The organism is Lysinibacillus sp. NPDC093216, from assembly GCF_050280325.1.
Taxonomy (GTDB): domain Bacteria; phylum Bacillota; class Bacilli; order Bacillales_A; family Planococcaceae; genus Lysinibacillus.
The window spans coordinates 186,454-202,259 of sequence record NZ_JBNNVB010000003.1; the positions used below are offsets into that span (position 1 = coordinate 186,454).

Below are 15,806 nucleotides of genomic sequence, written 5' to 3' on the forward strand. Positions count from 1 at the left end.
CATTTTGAATTCGTTACATTAAGCTTAATAAACGAAAGTAAAATCAAAGTAAACTCGATGGAAAATGACAGTAATTTTTTCAAGATAGTAAAGATATAAAAATCAGAAGCTGTTATGATGAAATTGAAATGAGGGATAAAAATGGAAACTGCTGAAAAAATCCTAATCGTAGATGATGAGATTGGTATCTTAAAATTATTAGAAATTACGTTACGGAAAGAAAACTTTATCAATATTGATACTGCTTCAACAGGTAAAAGTACACTACAGCTTGTAAAAGACAAGCATTACGATATTATTTTGCTCGATATAATGCTACCAGATATAAGTGGCTTTGAACTTTGCACAGAAATACGCAAGCATACAAATACACCTATTATTTTTGTCAGTGCTCGCTCTACCGATTTTGATAAATTAACAGGATTGGGTATTGGCGGAGATGATTATATTACAAAACCTTTTAATCCTTTAGAAGTCGTCGCTCGAATAAAGGTCATCCTTCGACGTCAAAAAATGTATGAAAGTGCTCAACAACAGCAGACTACAAAATTTGATTTCGGTTATTTTGCTCTCAATCCTGAATCTGCAACATTAACCGTTCACAATCAGCTCGTCGAATGTACGGCTAAAGAGCTAGAGCTACTGCACTTCTTTTGTAAAAATCCAAATCGTATTTTTACAACTTCACAGCTCTACGAATTCGTGTGGGGAAATGATGTATATGGTGAGGAGAAAACCGTCACGATTCATATTTCGAAGCTAAGGAAAAAGCTTGGGGATGATACGCGTAAACCTAAAATAATTGTGAACTTAAGGGGCATTGGGTATAAATTCATTCCACCGAAAGAGGATTCACTATGCGAATAAACACTCGATTTACGTTACATCTTGCATTGGGGATTATTCTGTGGATGCTTTTGAGTGGAATTTGTATTGTGATCGGACTCGAAGGTATTCTCCCACTCTTTAAAAAATCTGTTAGTGAAGCTTATCAGAGTCTACTAGTCGCATGGATTTTCGGATTCAGCACTATTGTTTGTATCGCTGTATTTGGCTGGTATTTCGGGGGTCCTCTTGGTTTTATAATGTCTTGGATCCATCAGCTATCACAGGAAAACTATACACAACCTGTTGGACTATCTAAAATCTATACACGCAAAGGAAAGCTCCGTATGCGTTATATGTTATATCAAGAGGTACTTCAACACCTACAATCCTTATCAGGAAAATTAAAAGCTGCTGAAACAGAACGTGAAAAGGTTGAACAAGCAAAACAAGAATGGATTGCCGGTATATCCCATGATTTAAAAACGCCATTAACGTATATTACAGGCTACTCTACCCTACTATTAAACGATCAATACGATTGGTCCAAGGAGGAAGCTCGTTCCTTTATTCAAGAGATTGCAGATAAAGGCAAGCATATGGAGGAACTTATTCAAGATTTAAGTCTTGTCATTCAGTTTAATAATACAGACGGTCAGTTACCCTTGCATAAAACAAATCAGGATATTGTGGATTTCACAAAAAGAATTGTTGCCAATATAAGCAACAATCCACAGGCCAATGACTATATATTGCATTTTAAAACTGATACATCTGTTATAAACATTGACATTGATACAAAATTCATGCAACGCATATTACAAAACATTCTTATGAATGCCGTTATCCACAATCCACCTAATACAGATATTTATACACAGATTTTTAACAGGGCAGAGCATGTAGAAATCCACATTGTGGATAATGGCATAGGTATGTCTCAACACATGATGGACAATATATTCCAACAATATTATCGAGGAACTACTACAGAATCTTCTTCTGAAGGTACTGGACTGGGCATGGCGATCGTTTATAAACTCGTTCAAGCTCATAACGGCACTATCTCAGTACAGAGCGAACCTTCTAATGGGACAACGTTTATTATTACATTACCTAAAAAGTAATATGGGAATTGAACACTTTTGGATGTCGCCCGAGTTGTCAGTTGTTGGACTTGAGCAGTTCTTCGGCGGACCTGATCACTTTTGAGGCTTACCCGATCACTTTCGGGGCGAGCCCGATCAACTTGAAGGCCTGCCAGAACCATTCATGAAATCGTATTGTTTGACATATATTAAAGCATCATAAATCGGTTCAATAAGGAGGATTCCATGCAATCTGAAAAATTGCGACTAAGAAAGATTCAACATCTTGCTCATGAAATTACTGATGAAATGAATAAAGGTGAAGAACTTACTCACTTAGAAACTTTGATTCCCGTTATTGATAATTTATCTCGTGCTATTGGTGATTTAACAGATTCCTATGGACAGTATTCATTAGATTATGTAGAGGAAAAAGTGAAGAATGCTCATGCGCTTTTATTTAGCAAGGTAAAAGTCGATGTCTATTTATAAAGATATTGGAAAAGGGTAACCATTTATATGGTTACCCTTACTATTTAATGCGTTTCAGGATTAAATGTCTTACAATCTGTTTCTTCACTATTAGATGCCTGTTGTCCCTTTTGACTTACAACATAGATTTTTTCTGCACCACATCTGTTTCCAGAGTTCCAAAATGTACAGTTATTAACTTCACAAAGAATTTCTTGTGCCATTGTTTCCACACCTCCTCTTTTTTATCATTAACAAAATTGAAGTATTCAATACAGAAGGTGTAATGAAACAGAAGAATATGGATGTTTACTGGCTTTTGGTAAAGAAACTCATCCATAATTCCAAAAAATGCTATTACCTACGAAGGTAATAGCATTTTTTTCGCGCATTATTCAATAACTTTTGTCGGTGTTGCCTCTTGAACAATTATCATGCCATCATATGCCTCAGCAGGTGTCATTTTAATCGTATAAAGCATCTGTGTGAACTTGTACCAAAAGCTAAAATCATCGCCGATATTGCCCATTCTTTGTTCTTTTGCTACGATGTCAGCTAACTCCTGAGATTCATTAGCCTTTTTAAAGTCTACATAGAAAATATTGTCCTTGATCTCACTAAAGGCGTCTACTAAAGCATTATGATGTTCAATCGTATAATTTTTTCTTTCGCCTGACCCATTTTGTGCCTGAAACGTATTGTTAACAAAGTCAGTCCCAATAGCATAGTACGCATCTTTATACACTTCGTCTAAGTATTGGCCCATAGATTTGTATCCTGCCATATTCGCTGAAGTTTTCTCTATATGCCCATTATGAGCAGACATCAGTACTTTATCATGACCTTGAGCCGCTTCAAAATCAACGATCCATTGTAAGTTGTTCGCTAAATACTCATCACGAAGACTCATATAATTGCTGTCATTTAAAAATAATTGCGTGCGTTGCTTGATGATTTGTGCATATTGAGCAGCAAATAAATATGCTTCTTTCGAGGATTGCTTTTCATAAGAATCTTTATTTTTTTGCAAATCCTTGATGATTGCATCAATATTTTTATCAAGCTCCTCTAGCTGACTAGTTGATAAATCTCTCATTGTTTTATTCGTTACATCTTTTAGCTGTGCCTTATATTTCTTACCGCCTTCACTATTAACCACTTCGTAATAATCTAGTAACCCTTTTTTACTATAATCATAGCGTTGCATATCGTTACCGTAAAAATAAATTCTATCTTTCTCATCTGCAGCCATGTTATAATCATGCATCCACTGAACAAACTCAATCATTTGCTCCGTTTTATAGATACCATAATCCAAAGCTTTTACCGCTTCCTCAGCTGTGCCAGTACCATTTAAAATAAACTGATTAATTTGCTGAGCGCCACCAAAATCTCCTTCTAATACAAAAACACGAACATTTTCATTGTTAATTAAAGCCTGAAATACATCCTTCTTTAATGTTTGGAATTCAACGTTTCCATGTGTTGCTTCTCCAAAACCAATTACTTTCACATAATTTGGAATATCGATATCTTCAACCGCGGATGTATATTTCGAAGCATCCTTAACGGCTTCTCCCTTGCCACATCCCGCTAGAGATAACAAAAGAAATAATGCTGAAATTAATAAAAAGCTCTTTTTAACAAATACCATTTATAAAATTCTCCCTTAAAAGTTTATCCCTTATCGCCCTATTGGTGAAGACTAAGTGGGGATGAGTAAATCCCCATTTCACTTTATACAGCTTTTCGTTGGAAATATAAATACCCTCCAAGGAAAAACAGTACGAACCCTCCTCCTACAACTGTTAATAATTGATCCCAAGATACGAAGAATACATCATCCATATTGCCGCCTACATACATCATTGAGAATGGTTGAGCCCATGGATAGTAGGGTCCGATAGTTTTTGAATTGATTGCTAATATAGAAGGTAAAGTAAAAATTACATTAACAGCAAATGGAGCAGCGAAGCTTTTAAACATGATAGACATCCACAACTGCAAAGCCACTAGTGGCAATGTCGCTACCCATCCTCCGATAATGCTCTTCCAAACAATCTCCATCGGGAAAGGATCTGTATAGCCCTTTATCATGCCTACAGCAAATATAGAACATAAATATAATAATTGCATCGCCATCATAAGAATCATGATTAACACATATTTTGCAGCAAATACTTTTCCTCTTGTTACCGGCAATGCTAGAAGCTGTTTCCAACCACCACATTGATGCTCATATCTACAAATAAGACTTGCAAATACCCCTGCAATTAAAGGTAGAAACAATAATGCATACGTTAAATTCATTGAAAACAAAGAAATGTACCAATGATTCACATCAATACCTTGCATATTAGATTCCATATTTGATGTTAATCCGATAAAAAGTCCGATTATCGGTCCTGCTAAAATGATTGGCACCATTTTTGATTTTCTCAATTTAAACCATTCAGCGCTCAGTATAGACCACATTTACTTTACATCCCTTCTAGCAAAATCTATCATTCCGATAATATACAGTAAAATACCAATACCTACTCCAAGCATGACATTAATAACAGGCTCATCCCATTGATTCATTAACGAAGGCCATTTCCAAATCATCCAGTCAGGCAATACAAATGATGAATAAGCAAAAATCACGCCGAAAATACCTACTGTAATTGGGATCCCTTGATTATGACAAACACTCGCAATCCAAAGTTGCAGTGCCAATATTGGCAACGCTGCAAAGTATGGATAGTAAGCAAATTTAGCAATTTCCATATAGGGTGTGCTATCGCCTAAATCTAAAAAGATTCCGTAAGCCAGTGTCATTAACATTAAAATCGTGGAAGACAAGAACAGTAAAATCGCTAGAACCGTGAACTTTGATAAATACACCGTTAATTTAGACACCGGTAGTGCAATTAATTGCTTCCAAGCGTTCGTTTCATTTTCAATGCTCGCCATAAATGAAGTTAAAATAGCAATCCCTAATACGATAGCAAGTGGTGTAAATGAATGAACATTTAATAAATAGAAACCCCAATCGTCCTCGCTTTGCTCTAACAAATAGTCCTTCCTTACGCCGTAATTTACCATTTGCATGGCAACAACACCAATTGGTCCTAAAGCTGTTAAAAACCATAATCCTTTGCGTTTAATTTTCAAAAAGTCAGAAGTTAACAGTTTCCCTATCATAGCGCTTGCTCTCCTGTTGTCATTTGAAGGAAAATCTCCTCTAAAGATCGTTTCTCTTCCTCTACTCGATATACCGAAATACCTTCTTGTACAAGGATTTGTACAATATGTGCTACTTTTTCATCTGAACATTCATCAAATAAAATGAGGTCATCCTTATGTTCTGCCTTAATGCCATTTGCCACTAATGAACGCCAGCCCTTTTCACTATCGCTCACTTTAATTACTACCTTTGGCTGAGCAAATCTACGCATTGCTTCAATTGAATCTTGGAAAATCATTTTCCCCTTTGTCACAATGCCCACTTGCGTTGCCATTTGATCTATTTCAGATAATAGATGGCTTGAAATAATAATCGTCATTCCATATTCTTCAGGAAGTCGTTTAATCAAATTACGAATTTCAATAATACCAGATGGATCAAGACCATTCGTTGGCTCGTCTAAAATAAGTAATTCAGGATTATGTAACAAAGATGCAGCAATACCTAAACGTTGCTTCATTCCAAGTGAAAAGCCTTTTACTTTTTTATCTGCAGCATCCTTTAAACGAACAATTTCTAATACTTCATCGATGCGTGACTTCGGTACACCTAAAATTTTTCTTAACGCTTCTAAATTTTCATAGGCCGTCAAATGTGGATAATAAGAAGGATTCTCTACTAATGAACCAACCTTTGCTAAAATATTAATTCGTTCCTTCGTTAAATCTTTTTGGAAGATTTTGATTGTCCCAGAAGATGGCTTCATTAGCCCAAGAAGCATACGAATCGTCGTCGTTTTTCCCGCTCCATTCGGCCCTAAAAATCCATATATTTCACCTTTACGTATTTTTAAATTTATATTTGATACAGCTTGCTCTTTACCAAAGCTCTTTGATAAATTTTCTGTTTGTACGATATATTCCATTGTCCTCACCTCTGTAATTATCATAAGTAATGAAGGTTAAAAACAGGTAAGGCTCAAGTTTAAATTTTGTTTAAAAAAGATACTTTATCATAACGTGGGTTGATTTCCGTTCCGACTGGGTGCTTTGCCGCTGTCGCTTCGCTTTCGGGCAGATAAAACATTTGTTGCTGACGCCTCGCTTTCGCACAGAGCAAAGCTTCCTGGGGGCGTCCGATGAGCCGCTTCGCTTCGCTGCAGGGTCTCGGGCCAACACGATGTTGGTCACGAAGGCGTTATCACAGGATGTGATGGTTTTAGCCTTCGTTCCTCTATCGCTAATCCCCGAGGAGTCACCCAGCCTCCACTCCAATCAACTTATTTACATGGCGTACGTTTTAACAAATGGTATCCCTACTCTTGTGATGAGCATTAAAAAGAAGATAGCAATTCCTATTGCCTTACTCCATTCTACTTTCCCAAGGAGTCTGTATGCATTATGAATAAAAAAACAGCATGCCATAAGCTTTGCTGGCATACTGTTTGAACAATTACTGAAATGAAGCATGCCTTAGCATGCTTCACGAAATATTCTATTTGTAGTGTTTAATTTTAATCTTTGTGCCGGATTCGCTGGACTCTATATCCCACTCTAAATCCATGCTCTTCACCATAATATCAACAATCGATAAGCCGATACCAGCACCTTTCGCATTGGATTCATTTTTCATTCCTTTTCCGTGATCCTTTATGATAAATGCATCATAGCGCTCCGTCGATTCGGTTTCGACGCCAATATATTTCCCGCTACTCGCATGACGTAATATATTTTGAAACAAATTATCAAATATACGTCCAAGCCAAATCGGATCAATTTGCCATTCATTTTTCTCAAATGGATGTAGCTCAATATCGATTTCAAAGCCTTCCTTTTCAAACACTGGATACCATGTCGTCATTTGCTCACGTACAAAACGTATAACGTTGATTTCTTTCGCCTCAAATTTATATTTACTAGCCGTCAGCAATGTATAGGACATTAAATTTTCTATTAAGGCGTCAATATTAACAATCGACGTTTCCATTGCCTTAATCGCTTGTTTTCCATCCTCTGATAATACCTCTTTACTAACTGAATATGATTGTGCTCGTATTTTCGTTAATGGTGTTCGTAAATCATGTGATAAATTAGCAATCAATTCACGTCTTAACTGTTCTTCCTTCTGCTCACGATTCTTACTCTCCCTAAGCTCACACACCATGCGATTAAAGCTTTGTTCAAGCTGACCAATTTCATCCTTCTTCTTGACCTTCGTTTCAATAGGTAAGCCATCTACATCACGAATTTCCATCGCTTCCTGAAGACGCAATAGTCGTCTTCGAATCCCTCTGAAAAACAAAAAGGAGACTATAATGAAAAATAATATAATCGCAATAACACCGAAAAATACGAATGCTCCATATTGTTCATAAACATTTTTAAGAGGTGGATTAAACACTTCTCTTGGAATCTCAAAAACGATAAACCCATTTGATTCGTCCTGTCCTAAAAAAGCTATAACTGTAAACGGATCTTCCCCATATCGCTCTTTAATAAATTTTGTAGTATACGCTGGAGTCCATTTCGATGGAAGCTGTTCCTTCACATTCACTTTTGTTAGTAAAGTTCCATCCTCGTCTACCCAAAACATAGAAGATTTTGGATATTGCTTTTGCCAATCCTCAAAATGTTGAGAAACGGCTACATCTGTAAAACTTTTTATACTTTTAGCTTCCGTATGCCATTTTTTCTCTACTTCGTTTTCTCTGAGAACTTCACTTGAAAAATCAGTTTTTCCTATTCCAAAAATAAAAGCGGCACTAGCAAAGTATGATAATTGAACAATAGAGATGGCTAAAAAAATAATCAACATATACTTTGCTAATAATGATCGGAAAAATTTCATAGCTTCACCCTATACCCAATGCCTCGAATGGTTTCGATAATCGTCGGTTTGGCTGGATTTACTTCTATTTTTTCTCTTAAGTATCGAATATGCACCATTAATGTTTTATCACCTTCTATGTAACTTTCACCCCAAACACCTTCATAAAGCTGTTCCTTCGTTAAAATTTGATTTAAGTGGCGAATAAAATACTGTAATAGATAGAACTGCTTACCTGTTAATTGAATTTCTTCATCGGTCTGCTTATTGATAATCCGCATATCTTTCGTATAAATTTTTAGATGCTGAAGATCTAGCACATCATCATTCTTTTGATATCTTCTTAGTAAAACCTCAACCCGAGCTATAAGTTCATCTGGGTGAAATGGCTTTGTCAAATAATCATCTGCAAAATTGAGACCCTCTATTTTATCCTCTACAGCAGTTCGTGCTGACAGCATTAAAATCGGGATTTCTTTATTTTCCCGCTTAATTCTTTTGCCAATCGAAAAGCCATCTAAGCCTGGTAGCATCACATCCAATATAGCGATATCCTTAGAGGCTATGTGCTGATCGACTTCTTCACCAGATTCAAGCCATGTAACCTCGTATCCTCTTTCCGTTAAATCCTTTGTCACCCATTGGCCAATCTCTTTTTCGTCTTCTATGTACAATATGCGATACAATAGTAATCCTCCCAATCTAAGCTATATTTTAGAAATAATGTTATTCTGTATTATACGATTTCATAGATTTGTACTCAATCGTTGTTTGTAAAGTGAGAGATTCATTTAATAAATGCTCGAACATCATATCTAGTGCTAGGTATGTCGATAAAACTAAAAAGTTGGGCGATAACTATCAATTATGCCTCGGCATAATTACGTCCGTAGGCTTTAATTCCATCGATAAAACAAGCTAACAATAAAAAAACGTATTTGGATCCCCCAAATACGTCTATATCTTTAATTATTAATAATAATCAACATATCATTATCATCAAACTGCCACATGTCCCCATAAGCAACTTCCCAATAGTAGCCGTTTGGGTCTTGAAAATAGCCACTATAGCCTCCCCAGAATACAGTTTCTGGCTCCTTGACGATTTTTGCTCCTGCCTTTTTAGCTAAATCAAATACTTGATCTACCTCTTCTTTAGATTTTCCATTATAAGCGAGTGTAATTCCGTTAAAGCCATCTCCTATCGCAGGTGGATTTGCTTCATTAATATCTTTTACTAAACGGTCAATCGGAAACAGTGAGATTTTTGTCCCTCCATTATTAAAGAAAATAACATCCGGATTTGTTTCTTCACCATAAACAATTACTTCAAACCCTAGACCCTCTCGATAAAATTTAAGAGACTCTACCATATCTTTTACACCCAATGTGATTAAATTTAAACGATTCATCCTACTCTCTCCTTTATAAAAGATTCAATTACTTATTCTATCTTAAGCATTGAATCCCCTTCTAGCTTCTTGCAATTCTCATGTTGCTCCTGTCCATATAATCTTTGTATAAGCCATCTTTAATCCACAGCGCTCCATATTATTTTGGCTAATGGATGCAAATTTTGCGTGACCTATCATGAAACTACAGTTTCGTTTGGAGGCTCATTTAAACGAAACTATATTAATGCTTGATAAACATTAGTTAACCTATGCGAGCGAAACTTCATAATAGATTAAATTAACTTTCTAAACATCTGTATTTGAGTACCTTTGTTGGAAGAAGTATAATTTACGGTAATACCTATTTTTTCTGAAACATTATTTATAATTTTGAGACCTGTATTCTCATTTTTACGCATTTCCTGTTCAAAATCAAAACCTGATCCAAAATCTATAATAGATATACATTCGTGTACTTCCCCGTTTGAAGGTACATAATTAATTATAATTTTATCGCTATCTGATGCATGATTTACAATGTTTTGGAAGATATTATCTAAAATTCTTTCAAACCATAATTTATCGATTTTCCAAACTATTAAATGTTTAATATTGTTATGAATTGTTATGTTTTCTTTCTTAAATAAATAATTCCATTTCTTTAGTGATTCCAATATAATTTCTTGAATATTTTCTTCTATTAAAGGAATGTCTACATCTTCTTGTTTTATAAAAGTTTCATCATACATATGATCAATTAATTTAGTTAAATAGTTAATATTATAATTAATTTTTTGGATGGCTTGTGGAAGATTTTTTTCATTCTCAATATAATACAGTTGGGTTTTTATTACTGATAAAGGCGTTCTAATATCGTGAGATAATTGATTCATATATTCTTTTCTTAGTTTTTCTTGTTGAGCAATCTTTAATTGATTATAGATTAATCTATCTAGTAGCCTATTTATTGCTAAACTAAGTTTTGATATTTCATCTTCCCCTTTAACGGGAAGCTTAACGGGTATTTTAGAATTGCTGTAAATGTTATCAATCACATCTCTAATATTATTAATATCATCTGTTAGCTTATCAATTATTTTTGATGATAAATAACCGTATAAAAAAACTATACATAAAAAGAGTATTATAATATATGGATATGCATCTCCAGAGTTAAATATAGAATATCCCTTCGAGAAAAAATTACTAATTAAGAAAAATAAGTAAAAAAGGTAATTTGATATTAAAAACAAAAATGGCATACTTATTAAGGATAAATATAAGAATAATTTATATTTTCTTCTAAAACTCACCTTTTCTCATTCCAATCAAGGTTAATAATTTAAACGATAACCATAACCATATATTGTTTCTATAATAGTTGGGTTTTGAGGGTCAATTTCAATTTTATCTCTTAAATGCTTTATATGCACCGATAAATTTCCATAAGTACTATAATTTTCCCACAAATAAGACATAATTTGTTCTTTTGAAAGGTTAATATTTTTATTATGAATGAAATATAAAAATAGATTTAGTTGTTTATCAGTTAATGATATCTCTTCATTATTAAGTTTATTATGTAATCTTTTGGTTTGCATATTAAATAGTAAATGTTTAATTTCAATAATAGAATGATATTTTTTGTTTGCTATAGAGTTTACTCTAGCTAGTAATTCCAATGGGTCAAAGGGCTTTACCAGATAGTCATCAGCCATGGTTATTCCCTTTATTTTATCGTCTATATTATTTTTAGCTGTTAAGAAAATAATGGGCAATTCTGGATTTTGCAATTTTATCCTGGAACATAAACTAAATCCATCCTCGAATGGTAACATAATGTCCAGTATTACAATATGTACACCATTAAATATTGATAAGTTACATGTTCCATCTTTAAAACAAATGACACTTTTGAAGTAATTAGAGAAGAAGTCTTGTAAAAATTCGCAAATATCTTCATTATCTTCAATAATTACTAAGTTTAGATGTTTTAGCATTCCACAATCCATTTTTATCTCCCCTCTCCAAAATATAGTCCAAGTAAATAATATTACGAGGACTATATTTAATTCTTTTTCTTTTTGCAACAATCCATTATCAAGTTTATATGATTTACACCATCGATATTTTTATGTCTATGTGAAATAAATAGTATTGTTTTGTTAGTAGCAAATAAATTTTTAATTACTGCTTCCTCAGTATCAATATCTAGGTTACTTGTGCCTTCATCTATTAATAACATTTCAGGATTAGCGGCAAGGGTTCTTGCAATTGATAATCTCTGTCTTTGTCCACCCGATATTGTTGCTCCATAGTCTCCTAACACTGTATTATACCCCATTGGAAATTTAATGATTTCTTCATGGATGCATGCCATTTTTGCAGCATGTACAATATCCGAAGATGAAACATTATTATTATAGAAGCGAATATTATCTTCTATAGTCCCATATTCAAAAGATCCTTTTCTGATCTTTTGAATGTTACTCTTTTTTCTATTTTTCAATAATTAATTTTCTTGAAGTGAAAAATACATATAAACAATATAAAATTAAAATGGTACTACACCAAGCTATACTTCCCACTATTGTGGCAGACATAGTATTATCAAAATAGTAATCTTTATCTATTATATACAGACCTAGCCTATACGAGAATGTTGAAAAAATAGTATAAGCAAAGGGTGCAGCAATTAGAATCATTGAGAATAGTGAAAATACGATAGAAATAATGCTACATATAACAATATTTCTAGACCAGACCATTACAATTGTGCTTAAAAGTAAAATGGGCACACTTAAAGAAAAAGTCATAATCAAATATGAAATTGTGATATCAACAATATTCTTAATTAAACTTTCTTTCCCCCAATCAATAACTGTCCCATAGATCAATAATAATATATAATTTAAAGCTGCTAATAAAAACAAACAGAACGAAGCCGTAATAATTTTTGCCCAGAAAAGTTTATTTTTCGAAAAGTTATATGTTATCCAGTTTAGATAGGTACCATTTTTGTACTCTATATAAAATACCGAACTTACTAAAGTACCAACAATAATAGGGAAGAACATAAAATATTGATTATAGAAAATAAAATAAACATCTTTAATATTCGAATCTTTATTGTTAACAATATAATTAATTATATTCATCGCTATAGGTAATAGATTTAATGCCAGTAGAAACCAAATAAACTTTTCTCTTTTTAATTTTAACAACTCATTTTTAAATAATATTTTCATTTTAATAAGCTCCTTCTTAAGAACACATTATTTCCTCATATAAATCCTCTAATGTGTATTTTTCAAAAGTATAATTACCATCTTTAATCAACTTTTCATCATCCCCACTATAAATATATTTATTAAAGTTTGATTCTAAATGCAATTTAGAAACATATGGGTTTTCCGAAAAATCGCTGGCAAGACTCTCTTTATTTTTTAAAGTAACAACATAGAATAGCTTATTATTATTGTTCTTAATTTTTGTAATAATTTTCCCTTTTTTTATAAATATTAATTCATCTGAAATTGACTCGATTTCTGTAAGATTATGACTAGAAATTAATATACAGTTAGTAGGTTTTCTTAAAGAGTTTTTAATCAAATTTCTAACAGATTTAATACCGAGTGGATCTAACCCATTTGTAGGTTCATCTAATAAAATAACCGAAGGATCCCCCATAATGGCCCTAGCTATTCCTAATCGCTGTTTCATCCCTAAAGATATTTCCGAATATTTTTTATCCTTAGCTTCATAAATGTCAAAACCACTAAGGATTTCCTTATAATCTATATTTTCAAGGTTTGTGTATGCTCCATGAAGCTTCAAATTCTCTAACACGGTTAAATTATTATAAAACATGGGATATTCAATTAATTTACCAATATGCGCATCTTTTATAGGTCTATTGTTGTGTAATATTTCCCCATCATAATTAGTTAAACCTAATATAGATTTAAATAAAGTTGTTTTCCCTGAGCCATTAGGACCTAACAAACCGTATATTTTCCCATCTTTGAAGTTAAGATTAATATCTTCTAATATTATTTGTTTTTTTGTTTGTAAATTTAAATCAATAATTGAAATCATTTAAACATGTCTCCTCTAAATATTTTTAAATAACACATAATGTGCCATAAATACCCTACGAAAAATTAGCGTATTATAGATTTTTTCTACACGTAGCAACAGCAAACAGTATGCCACTTGAACAATTCAAAAAGAACTTGTAGTGTCTCAAATACTCATCATCGGCTTACGCAATGAAATTCCTAATTTAGAAATGCTTATTCAGAGTTATAGCCAATCACAAAAACAAAAAAGAAAACAACATAAACGACGAATAAAATTTTTACTATTTTAGACTCAAATACCAACTTACCGTTTTTTATAAATTCATAAAGAAAGACAACAAATGTACCTAACAAGGCACACATAGAAATGACTAAAGCGATTTTTTCCATAAAAACTACCTCCCTCTATAGTGCATTATTGGTTTTAACCATAAACTTTAAATGAGTAATTACCCTTTATTAATAAAATTACAGCACAATGTTTTTTGGATAGAATGAGAAATCTCTCATCAAAATGTTTAACTAAAGCATATTAATATCATGTTCTTATACAGATTTGGATACTTACTCAATTCGTTTATTAACAAATTGAAATGATCTTCAAATTACCTAAAATACATACATTGGAATTTTTCAAAATTTTCGTTTTAAAATACTCTTATTTACAGAATAAAAAATAATTATTAAAAAGTTATTAATTATCATCAAATGTATTAATTTGTATCCTCTAAATTTAGAAGAACTTCAATTAGATCTAAGTATGTAGTCTTTTTAACACCTCTTTTTACAACAAATATGTATATGTAATAATAATTGCCGGGTATTTTCATATCACCAATCACTGATTTCGCATAAAAAACTTTTATACCAGGTTGGTGGCAGCGACCTATCTGAATCCGAAAAAATGTAATATTCCTAAGGGTTAAATCCCCTTCTAACTTCCGCAATCCACTCATGTTGCCTCTGTCCATATACTCTTTGTATAAGCCATTTTCAGCCCACACAGTGCTCCATATTATTTTGGCTTATGGATGCAAATTTCGCGTGACCTATCATTAAACTACAATTTTGTTGAAGAGCTTCGTTGATACGAAACTGTATGAATGCTTGGTGAATCCCTTGATTACGGGCAATTAGTTTCACGGCAGATGCAGCTAATATGGCTGTCCCATCATTTATATACAAGGAGCCGATACCAACATCCTCATCTTGAAAAGAAGCGATATAAAACGACCAACCTGGTTTGTCATACAAAACTTTATTATTCGCTGTGACACTTTCTGCTAAAAATGCTGGCATACCAAAACCTTCAACATAGATATTTCCGTAACGATCAAATTCGGCTTCATCGATTTGTCTTATTTTAATGGAAGAATTCTTTGTTTTCCCTACCCTCTCCTTCATTTAGCTCACAATATAATGTTGCATGAAGATCACTCTGAAAAAGACCGGCGTTATGTAATTTTTGTAGTGAAGTAGCATTTGCGTATTGTGGCGCTAAATCAAAACGAGCTGGTATTTCTCTTTCCTTATAAAAGTTAAGGATTTTATCTATGGCATTCTTTGAACTAAAACAATTACCTTTTACCACATTGTAAGAGGGACCGGGGATATTTTTTATGGAGAAAGCATAGGCACCATCAAATTGGCCAATCTCAACTCTCATAGCATTGTCCTGAATTTCCTTAATTGCATTCAGCCTTGATTCAAACATCTTTATTTCGGTCTTTTCTAAGTGATTTGCCAAGTTTTTTGTTATTACCATGAGTTCACCAACTATTTTCAAATATTCAATTTTCTGCCATTAATTGTAACGCATATAGAAGGCTGAACCACGTAAACTAATAAAAATTTCTTATAGCGAACCATTGATATCTCACAAAAGTTACCTCCACGTTTCTATGAAACTAAAAAGTGCGTACTTTTTTTTGCAATGGCATGGAAGCATAAT

At 33.2% G+C, this 15,806-nt stretch carries 19 protein-coding genes; 3 read left to right on the forward strand and 16 right to left on the reverse strand.

The window, feature by feature from the left end; all coding sequences use genetic code 11:
- Positions 1 to 141: 141 nt before the first annotated feature.
- From ACQKOG_RS05585 to ACQKOG_RS05595, 3 genes are all read left to right on the forward strand, one after another.
- Positions 142 to 867, forward strand: a complete 726-nt coding sequence (locus tag ACQKOG_RS05585; RefSeq protein WP_370077183.1) for a response regulator transcription factor — start codon at positions 142 to 144, stop codon at positions 865 to 867.
- The gene (locus ACQKOG_RS05590; protein ID WP_402874361.1) at positions 858 to 1,952 is read left to right on the forward strand and encodes a sensor histidine kinase; all 1,095 of its coding nucleotides are present in this window, start codon (positions 858 to 860) and stop codon (positions 1,950 to 1,952) included. The genes ACQKOG_RS05585 and ACQKOG_RS05590 overlap by 10 nt, the downstream gene beginning before the upstream one ends.
- Positions 1,953 to 2,159: 207 nt before the next feature.
- Positions 2,160 to 2,405 carry a group-specific protein gene (locus ACQKOG_RS05595; protein ID WP_370077188.1) on the forward strand — a complete coding sequence of 82 codons (246 nt, stop codon included), beginning with the start codon at positions 2,160 to 2,162 and terminating at the stop codon, positions 2,403 to 2,405.
- Between the two features lie 44 nt (positions 2,406 to 2,449).
- Here ACQKOG_RS05595 and ACQKOG_RS05600 read toward each other — a convergent pair whose 3' ends face one another.
- The 16 genes from ACQKOG_RS05600 to ACQKOG_RS05675 form a co-directional block, all read right to left on the reverse strand.
- Positions 2,450 to 2,608 carry a DUF1540 domain-containing protein gene (locus ACQKOG_RS05600; protein WP_082172635.1) on the reverse strand — a complete coding sequence of 53 codons (159 nt, stop codon included), beginning with the start codon at positions 2,606 to 2,608 and terminating at the stop codon, positions 2,450 to 2,452.
- A gap of 167 nt (positions 2,609 to 2,775) precedes the next feature.
- Complete coding sequence (locus ACQKOG_RS05605) at positions 2,776 to 4,038, reverse strand: erythromycin esterase family protein (RefSeq protein ID WP_427445493.1); 1,263 nt, start codon at positions 4,036 to 4,038, stop codon at positions 2,776 to 2,778.
- Positions 4,039 to 4,121: 83 nt separating this feature from the next.
- Positions 4,122 to 4,859, reverse strand: coding sequence for an ABC transporter permease (locus tag ACQKOG_RS05610; RefSeq protein ID WP_370077192.1), 738 nt, complete (start codon positions 4,857 to 4,859; stop codon positions 4,122 to 4,124).
- The gene (locus ACQKOG_RS05615; protein WP_370077194.1) at positions 4,860 to 5,570 is read right to left on the reverse strand and encodes an ABC transporter permease; all 711 of its coding nucleotides are present in this window, start codon (positions 5,568 to 5,570) and stop codon (positions 4,860 to 4,862) included.
- Positions 5,567 to 6,478 carry an ABC transporter ATP-binding protein gene (locus tag ACQKOG_RS05620; RefSeq protein ID WP_427445498.1) on the reverse strand — a complete coding sequence of 304 codons (912 nt, stop codon included), beginning with the start codon at positions 6,476 to 6,478 and terminating at the stop codon, positions 5,567 to 5,569. Before ACQKOG_RS05620 ends, ACQKOG_RS05615 begins: the two co-directional genes overlap by 4 nt.
- Positions 6,479 to 7,047: 569 nt before the next feature.
- Positions 7,048 to 8,400, reverse strand: a complete 1,353-nt coding sequence (locus ACQKOG_RS05625; protein ID WP_427445501.1) for a HAMP domain-containing sensor histidine kinase — start codon at positions 8,398 to 8,400, stop codon at positions 7,048 to 7,050.
- Positions 8,397 to 9,065 (reverse strand): response regulator transcription factor, encoded by a 669-nt coding sequence (locus tag ACQKOG_RS05630; protein ID WP_370077200.1) that lies wholly within the window; start codon positions 9,063 to 9,065, stop codon positions 8,397 to 8,399. The genes ACQKOG_RS05625 and ACQKOG_RS05630 overlap by 4 nt, the downstream gene beginning before the upstream one ends.
- Positions 9,066 to 9,344: 279 nt before the next feature.
- Positions 9,345 to 9,791, reverse strand: coding sequence for a VOC family protein (locus ACQKOG_RS05635; protein ID WP_402874351.1), 447 nt, complete (start codon positions 9,789 to 9,791; stop codon positions 9,345 to 9,347).
- A gap of 275 nt (positions 9,792 to 10,066) precedes the next feature.
- On the reverse strand, positions 10,067 to 11,086 hold the full coding sequence (locus ACQKOG_RS05640) for a sensor histidine kinase (protein WP_370077204.1): 1,020 nt from the start codon (positions 11,084 to 11,086) through the stop codon (positions 10,067 to 10,069).
- A gap of 21 nt (positions 11,087 to 11,107) precedes the next feature.
- Complete coding sequence (locus tag ACQKOG_RS05645) at positions 11,108 to 11,785, reverse strand: response regulator transcription factor (RefSeq protein WP_386844672.1); 678 nt, start codon at positions 11,783 to 11,785, stop codon at positions 11,108 to 11,110.
- A gap of 56 nt (positions 11,786 to 11,841) precedes the next feature.
- Positions 11,842 to 12,282 (reverse strand): ATP-binding cassette domain-containing protein, encoded by a 441-nt coding sequence (locus tag ACQKOG_RS05650; protein ID WP_427445508.1) that lies wholly within the window; start codon positions 12,280 to 12,282, stop codon positions 11,842 to 11,844.
- Positions 12,272 to 13,021, reverse strand: coding sequence for an ABC transporter permease (locus ACQKOG_RS05655; RefSeq protein WP_370077210.1), 750 nt, complete (start codon positions 13,019 to 13,021; stop codon positions 12,272 to 12,274). The genes ACQKOG_RS05650 and ACQKOG_RS05655 overlap by 11 nt, the downstream gene beginning before the upstream one ends.
- A gap of 16 nt (positions 13,022 to 13,037) precedes the next feature.
- The gene (locus ACQKOG_RS05660; protein WP_370077212.1) at positions 13,038 to 13,871 is read right to left on the reverse strand and encodes an ABC transporter ATP-binding protein; all 834 of its coding nucleotides are present in this window, start codon (positions 13,869 to 13,871) and stop codon (positions 13,038 to 13,040) included.
- A 197-nt stretch (positions 13,872 to 14,068) separates the two neighbouring features.
- Positions 14,069 to 14,245, reverse strand: a complete 177-nt coding sequence (locus ACQKOG_RS05665; protein WP_427445512.1) for a hypothetical protein — start codon at positions 14,243 to 14,245, stop codon at positions 14,069 to 14,071.
- A gap of 603 nt (positions 14,246 to 14,848) precedes the next feature.
- Positions 14,849 to 15,259, reverse strand: a complete 411-nt coding sequence (locus ACQKOG_RS05670) for a hypothetical protein (RefSeq protein ID WP_370077216.1) — start codon at positions 15,257 to 15,259, stop codon at positions 14,849 to 14,851.
- The gene (locus ACQKOG_RS05675; protein WP_370077218.1) at positions 15,219 to 15,620 is read right to left on the reverse strand and encodes a hypothetical protein; all 402 of its coding nucleotides are present in this window, start codon (positions 15,618 to 15,620) and stop codon (positions 15,219 to 15,221) included. The genes ACQKOG_RS05670 and ACQKOG_RS05675 overlap by 41 nt, the downstream gene beginning before the upstream one ends.
- Between the last annotated feature and the right edge of the window lie 186 nt (positions 15,621 to 15,806).